The sequence below is a fragment of the Streptomyces sp. SID3212 genome (assembly GCF_009865405.1).
Classification (GTDB): domain Bacteria; phylum Actinomycetota; class Actinomycetes; order Streptomycetales; family Streptomycetaceae; genus Streptomyces.
On record NZ_WWJY01000725.1, the window covers coordinates 1 to 7173 of the forward strand.

The following is a 7173-nucleotide window of genomic DNA, read 5'->3' on the forward strand; positions in this document are numbered from 1 at the left end:
CCCCGGCCCGGGGACGTACGCCACCGCGAGCCCCTGTCCCCCGCTTCCCGCGCCGAGCCGCCGCCGCAGGTCGCCCGCGTCCGCCGGCCGTTCGTCGGGGGTCTTCGCGAGCAGGTCGAGGACGATCCGCTCGAAGAACTCGGGGAGTTCGGGCCGGTGGGCGCGCGGTGGCTGGGGCACGGTGTCCCGGTGCCCGACCAGCACCGACCAGGCGTCCTCCAGGTCGAACGGCGGTGCCCCCGTGGCGATTTCGTACAGCACACAGCCCAGCGAGTACAGGTCGGAGCGGTGGTCTATGTCGCCCGCGCCGATCTGCTCGGGCGACATGTAGTGCGGCGTCCCCATCGCGACGCCCGTACCGGTGAGTTGGGAGGTCTGTTCCAGGTCGCGGCCCAGCCTGGCGATGCCGAAGTCGCAGATCTTCACCGTGCCGTCGGTGAGCCGCATGATGTTCGCGGGCTTCAAGTCGCGGTGGATGATGCCCTGTTCATGGGTGTACGCGAGGGCGTCCGCGACCTGCTCCGCGATGTCGACGACCTCGGCCACCGGCAGCGGACCGCGCTTGTTGTCCTCCAGGAGCTGGCCCAGGTCCCGGCCGTCCAGCAACTCCATCACCAGGTAGAGCACACCGTCGTGTTCACCGAAGTCGTGGACGACCGTGACGCCGCGGTGCTGGAGCGCCGCCGCGACCCTGGCCTCGCGCCGGAACCGCTCGCGCATGACCCGTCCGGCCGCGTCTCCCTGCGGGGGACCCACCGGCTTGAGGCATTTGACCGCGACGCGCCGGCCGAGCGACTCGTCGCGCGCCCGCCACACCTCGCCCATCCCCCCGCGCCCGATCAGTTCGAGCAGCCGGTACCGGCCCTGGATCAGCCTGGTGTCCGCCATCGCGTGCTGTCGCCCCCGTCGCCTCGCCGCGCCCTCCCCGGCCCGTACCCAGTATGGCCGCCCGGCCGTGTGGTGTGTACGGGGACGGGCCGTGTGACGGAACCGTGTCACGACGTCCCGCCCGCGCGATCACCACGTCCCGCCGGCCGATCATGGGAATCCGGGCGGTCCGGAGGACGGCGCCTTCCGTTTCGCCGGGCGGACGCGCGCTCGGCGTAGCACGATGGCAGCATGCTGCTGGCACCGCTCGCCCGCGTCTCCCGGGAGGTCGCCGAGACCTCGGCGCGCTCCCGGAAGATCTCCATGCTGGCCGGACTCTTCCGTACGGCCGGCCCCCAGGACGTGCCCGTCGTCATCCCCTACCTGGCAGGACGGCTCCCCCAGGGCCGGATCGGGATCGGCTGGAACGCCCTCAAGGACCCGCCGCCGCCGGCCGGCCGGGCCACCCTCACCGTCCACCACGTCGACGACACCTTCACCGCTCTCGCGGCCGTGTCGGGGCCCGGCTCGCAGGCCGAGCGGCGGCGGCTGGTGCAGGAGCTGCTGGGGGCGGCCACCGGGGAGGAGCAGCGCTTCCTCGTGGGGCTGATCTCCGGCGAGGTGCGGCAGGGCGCGCTGGACGCGGTCGCCGTGGAGGCGCTGGCCGAGACCTCGGGCGCGGCGGCGGGCGCCGTGCGGCGGGCCGTGATGCTGGCCGGTTCGCTCCAGCACGTGGCGGAGCGGCTGCTGGCGGAGGGCCCGCACGTGCTGGAGGAGTTCCTGCTGACCGTGGGCCGGCCCGTGCTGCCGATGCTGGCGCAGAGCGCGGCGGACGTGTCCGAGGCGGTCGGGCGGCTCGGGGCGTGCGCCGTGGAGGAGAAGCTGGACGGGATCCGGGTACAGGTGCACCGCGACGGCGGGACGGTACGGATCTTCACCCGCACCCTTGACGACATCACGGACCGGCTGCCCGAGGTGGTGGACATCGCGGCCACGCTGGACGGCGACGGTTTTGTGCTGGACGGGGAGGTCATCGCGCTGGACGAGCGGGGCAGGCCCCGGCCGTTCCAGGAGATCGCGAGCCGGGTCGGGTCGCGGACGGACGTGGCGACCGCCGCGACGGCGGTGCCGGTCTCCCCGGTCTTCTTCGACATCCTGTCGCTCGACGGCGAGGATCTGCTCGACCTGACGTTCGCGGAGCGCCACGAGGCGCTGGCGGGGCTGGTCCCGGAGCCGATGCGGGTACGGAGGATCGTGGTGCCGGGTACGGACGGGCCCGGCGGGGACACCGCCGGCACGCGTACCGAGGACGCCGAGGCGTTTCTGGCGGACACCATGGCGCGGGGCCACGAGGGGGTCGTGGTGAAGGCGCTGGACACCCCGTACAGCGCGGGCAGGCGCGGGGCGGGATGGCTGAAGGTCAAGCCGGTGCACACCCTGGACCTCGTCGTGCTGGCCGCCGAGTGGGGGCACGGCCGGCGCACCGGGAAGCTGTCGAACCTGCATCTGGGCGCGCGCCGGGACGACGGGTCGTTCGTGATGCTCGGCAAGACGTTCAAGGGGCTGACGGACGTGATGCTGGAGTGGCAGACCGGCCGGCTGCGCGAGCTGGCGGTGCGTGACGACGGCTTCACGGTGACCGTACGGCCGGAGCTGGTCGTCGAGATCGCGTACGACGGGCTCCAGCGGTCGTCCCGCTACCCGGCGGGGGTGACCCTGCGGTTCGCCCGGGTCGTCCGCTACCGCGAGGACAAGCGGGCGGCGGACGCCGACACGGTGGAGACGGTGCTGGCGGCCCACAGCCAGGCCCGTGGCCAGTGATGAGCGGTCCGCCGGGGACGGGCCGGCACCCAGGGACGAGCGGTCGGCCAGGGAAGGTGAAGGGCCCGGGACCGGTGACGGCCGGTCCCGGGCCGCGCGGCTACTGAGCGGTGCCGCGCGGGACGACCGACGAGAGAACCGTCGGAAGCGAGCGCCAGTCCGCGGAGATCAGGCTGGCGTTCTTACCCGCCAGCAGGGACAGCCGATCCCGGGCCTGCTGCTCGGTGGGGTTGGAGCCGTCGATGGCGGGCGCCACGTTGTGGGCGTCCGTCATCAGGACGAAGTAGTGCCGCTGGTTGTACCAGGCGGTGTCGATCCCGCCGGCGACCCACGCGGAGGCGTCACCGTCGAAGAAGACGAACCACGGGCGGATCGAGGCGTCCGCGTAGCGGGTGCGCGGGTCGCCGGCCGCGACGTTGTGCACGGCGGGGAAGGCCGTGGCCTCGCCCAGCCGGCCGGCCGCCTTGAGGTCGCGGAGGTAGGTGGCGTACTCCCGGTCGGTCCACAGCGTGTCGAAGGGGTTCTGCTCCTCGACCGTGCCGGGGATCAGCTCGATGATGAACTTGCCCGCCAGCTGCGCACGGGTGGGCCAGGCGCCGGCCTGGGACGCCTCGTCGAGGGTGGCGCGGTTGCCGACCAGGTCACCGGGGCGGTAGACGGCGTCGCCGAGCTTGCTGCTGACGAGGGCGTCGAAGGCGGCGGGGCCGCGGCCCGCCGAGCCCAGGAAGCCGTCCTTCATCTCGACCTTGAGGACGATCGGGCGGTGGCCCGGGTTGGCGTTGTGCCACGTTCTGAGGTCGGTGAGGCAGCCGCCCAGGTCGCGGTTCTGCGTGTTGGTCCGCAGCTGCGCGACGGTGGTGGCGTTCGCGCAGTTGTTGTTGTTGCTGACCGGGCTGTCGTGCGACACGCGCCAGGAGGCGCCGAACACGTTGGTCCACACGTCGAGTTCGAGCATCCCGGCGCCGGAGTCCAGGGCGTCGGCGAAGTACGGGAACGTCGTCTTGACGTAGGCGTTGTGCACGCCGACCCCGGTGGTGGAGGAGTACGGCAGCTGGCCGGTGTCGGCCGCCCGGGCCGAGGTGGTGGCGAGGGCGAGCAGCGCGACGGCACCGGCGGCCACCGTCGTACGAAGGAGCTTTGCCATAGTCCCTGATCCTCCTGGAGCGCATGTGTGGGGCATGTCAACCGAGGAGGAGCGTAGGGGAGTTCAGTGACGTCCGGGGGGACACGAGCTTACGGGTGCGATCACCCGGGCGACGCGCGGGAGGCCACCACACCGCGCCCGGGCCCGCATACGCCGCTGCCCCGGCCGAGGGCGCGGCCGGGGTAGCGGGGTGGGGCTCAGATGTGTGCGGATGCCGGGCCGTGTGCGAGGTTCGGCCGTCCGAAGAGCCGGTCACGCGCGACCGCCACTCGTGCGAAGGGGCGGGCGTGGTGCTGACGCTTCGTCACATCCGTACGTCTCCGGAGTACTTGCTGCTCCGGGGGACTTACTTCTTGACGGAGTAGGAGTGCGCTCCCACACCGGCGAGGGCGCCGCCGTCGACGATCAGGTACTCGTCGCGCTGGGGCGTGCCCGCGAAGAAGTTCTCCAGGATCTCGCGCGTACCTGCGGCGTAGCGGGCCTGGGCGGAGAGCGAGGAGCCCGAGATGTGCGGGGTCATGCCGTGGTTCGGCATGGTCCGCCACGGGTGGTCGGCCGGGGCGGGCTGCGGGTACCACACGTCGCCCGCGTAGCCGGCGAGCTGGCCGCTCTCCAGCGCGCGTACGATCGCGTCGCGGTCGGTGATCTTCGCCCGCGCGGTGTTGATGAGGTACGTGCCGCGCTTCATCTTGGAGAGCAGCTCGTCGCCGAACAGGCCCTCGGTCTCCGGGTGGAGGGGCGCGTTGATGGTGACGACGTCGCAGTGCGGGACCATGGCCTCGGCGCTCTCGTGCCAGGTCAGGTTCAGCTCCTGCTCGACGGCCTCCGGGAGACGGTGGCGGTCGGTGTAGTGCAGGCCGACGTCGAAGGGGGCGAGGCGGCGCAGCACCGCGAGGCCGATGCGGCCGGCGGCGACGGTGCCGACCTGCATGCCCTCCAGGTCGTACGAGCGGGCGACGGCGTCGGCGATGTTCCAGCCGCCGTCCAGGACGATCTTGTTGGACGGCAGGTAGTTGCGTACCAGGCCCAGCGTCATCATCACGACGTGCTCGGCGACGCTGATGCTGTTGCAGTACGTGACCTCGGCGACGGTCACACCCTTGGCGATGGCCGCGTCGAGGTCGACGTGGTCGGAACCGATGCCGGCCGTGATGGCGAGCTTCAGGTTCTTGGCCTTCGCGATGCGCTCGGCCGTCAGGTACGCCGGCCAGAACGGCTGCGAGATGACGATGTCCGCGTCGACGAGCTCCTGGTCGAAGACCGAACCGTCACGGTCCTTGTCGGAGGTGACGACCAGGGTGTGGCCCTGGGACTCCAGGTAGCCGCGCAGGCCCAGTTCGCCGGAGACACTGCCGAGGAGGTGACCGGGGGTGAAGTCGATTCCCTGAGGAGTGGGCGCCGTCTGACCGCCGGGGTAGCTCTCGATCTTCGGGATGTCGTCACGCGCGTACGTCTTCGGGTACCCGTCGATCGGGTCGTCGTACAGCACACACAGCACCTTTGCCATGATGGCGGCTCCTCATCGTTCGGTGCGGGAAGATGTCTAAGAGCATCCTCCTGACCAGCAACGACGGCAAAGCGAAAGTGTCTATGCCGGGATAGGCAACGGCTATCCGCGGTCGCGGCGCGGCCCGTCGGCCGGCGGTACCGCCGGGCGCAGGTAGGTGTCCAGGAGGCCGTCGAGCGCTTCCCGTACTCCCGCTTCCCTGGCGATCTGCAACAAAGCCCTGGCCAGGACCGGTTCGGGCGTGCGGTCGGCGATGACCAGGCCGACGCGCGGCCCGTGCGCGGGCCTCTCCAGGGGCACCACGCGCATGCCGTCGGGCACGCCGAACATGTGCAGCCAGGCGTGGGAGATGACGCTGGACCAGTGTCCCGCCGTCAGGTGCGCGTAGAGCGCGGCCACCGAATCGGTCTCGATGGCGGGCGTCACGGCGGGCGCGCCGTCGGCCGCGAAGTACTCGTCCATGATGCGGCGGTTGCGCATCTCCGGGGAGAGGAGGCAGAGCGGCAGCGCGGCGATCTGGGCCCATCGCACGACGTCCTGTCCGGCCATGGGGCCGTCCTGCGGGGTGAGGAGGAGGTAACGCTCCTCGTACAGCGGGGTCCTGCGGACGTGGGAGAGGCTGTCGTCGTCCAAGTAGGTGACGGCGATGTCGAGTTCGAACTCGGCGAGCCGCTGGTTGATGTCCCGGGAGGAGAGGGAGTCGAGCGAGACGCGAGCCTGCGGGTGCCGTTCGACGAACGGGGTGGTGAGCAGGGAGGCGGCGGCGAGCGCGGTGGGGATGGCGCCCATGCGCAGGGTGCCGGCGAGGCCGCCGCGCATCGCGGACAGCTCGTGGCGCAGCGCGTCGCGCTCGGCGAGGATCCGGTGGGCCCACAGCAGGACCCGCTCGCCTTCGGGCGTCAGTCCTTCGAAGCGGCGTCCGCGCCGGACGATGGGGACGTCCAGCTCGCGTTCGAGTTTGCGGATCGCCGCGGAGAGCGACGGCTGTGACACGTAGCAGGACGCCGCGGCCCGGGCGAAGTGCCGTTCCCGTGCGAGCGCGACCAGATACTCCAGTTGTCGCAGCAACATCGTGTGCTCCCCTGCTCTCTTCCGCCCCTCCACCCTGCCAGGCCCGCGGCCCCTGGCCACCCCCTGGACCGGCCGGATTCCCGGCGGGACCGGCCGGATTCCGACCGGTGGGCCCTCACAGCGCCACCAGGGTGACTTCGGTGGCCTTGACGCTGGTCCAGACGGCGGCGCCGTCGGCCAGGCCGAGTTCGGCGGCGGCCTCGGGGGTGATCTCGGCGACCAGGTCGGGCGCCTCGGGCGAGGTGATCAGGATCCGTAGCCGGCTGCCGAGGGCGGTGATCTCCCGTACGGTGCCCGGCCAGACGTTGCGGGGGCTGCCGGCCGGGCGGTCCCGGTGTACGGAGACGGCTTCGGGCGCGATGATCGCGAGGGCGGCGGAGCCGGCGGCCAGGGGATCGGCGACGACGAGGCGTCCGCCGCCGTCGAGGACCAGTCCGTCGGGTCCGAACGTGCCCGGCCAGGCGTTGCGGCCCAGCATCCTGGCGACCCAGGGCGAGCGCGGGTTCCGGGTGACTTCGGTGGGCGGGGCGTCCTGGAGGGCGCGTCCCGCGTCGAGTACGAGGACCCGGTCGGCCAGGGAGACGGCTTCGACGGGGTCGTGGGTCACGATGAGGCAGACACCGCCGAAGCCGTCGAGGTGGCGGCGGAGGGTGTGCCGTACCTGCCCCCGCGTGGTCTGGTCGAGGGCGGCCAGCGGTTCGTCGAGGAGCAGCAGCCGGGGCCGGGCGGCGAGCGCGCGGGCGAGGGCGACCCGCTGGGCCTG

Annotated in this window: 6 protein-coding genes; 1 reads left to right on the forward strand and 5 read right to left on the reverse strand. The window is 72.1% G+C overall.

What is annotated here, in order from left to right; translation table 11 throughout:
* On the reverse strand, positions 1-888 hold an 888-nt coding region (locus tag GT042_RS21885; RefSeq protein ID WP_161310428.1), incomplete at its 3' end, for a serine/threonine-protein kinase.
* A 231-nt stretch (positions 889-1119) separates the two neighbouring features.
* Here GT042_RS21885 and GT042_RS21890 point away from each other — a divergent pair.
* Positions 1120-2688 carry an ATP-dependent DNA ligase gene (locus tag GT042_RS21890; RefSeq protein ID WP_161310429.1) on the forward strand — a complete coding sequence of 523 codons (1569 nt, stop codon included), beginning with the start codon at positions 1120-1122 and terminating at the stop codon, positions 2686-2688.
* A 100-nt stretch (positions 2689-2788) separates the two neighbouring features.
* Here GT042_RS21890 and GT042_RS21895 read toward each other — a convergent pair whose 3' ends face one another.
* The 4 genes from GT042_RS21895 to GT042_RS21910 all read right to left on the reverse strand — a co-directional run.
* Positions 2789-3832 (reverse strand): phosphatidylinositol-specific phospholipase C domain-containing protein, encoded by a 1044-nt coding sequence (locus GT042_RS21895; RefSeq protein ID WP_161310430.1) that lies wholly within the window; start codon positions 3830-3832, stop codon positions 2789-2791.
* A 346-nt stretch (positions 3833-4178) separates the two neighbouring features.
* The gene (locus GT042_RS21900) at positions 4179-5339 is read right to left on the reverse strand and encodes an NAD-dependent formate dehydrogenase (protein WP_161310431.1); all 1161 of its coding nucleotides are present in this window, start codon (positions 5337-5339) and stop codon (positions 4179-4181) included.
* A gap of 102 nt (positions 5340-5441) precedes the next feature.
* Positions 5442-6410 (reverse strand): LysR family transcriptional regulator, encoded by a 969-nt coding sequence (locus GT042_RS21905; RefSeq protein ID WP_161310432.1) that lies wholly within the window; start codon positions 6408-6410, stop codon positions 5442-5444.
* Between the two features lie 115 nt (positions 6411-6525).
* Positions 6526-7173 (reverse strand): TOBE domain-containing protein (locus GT042_RS21910; RefSeq protein WP_161310433.1); only part of this gene is annotated, 648 nt, incomplete at its 5' end.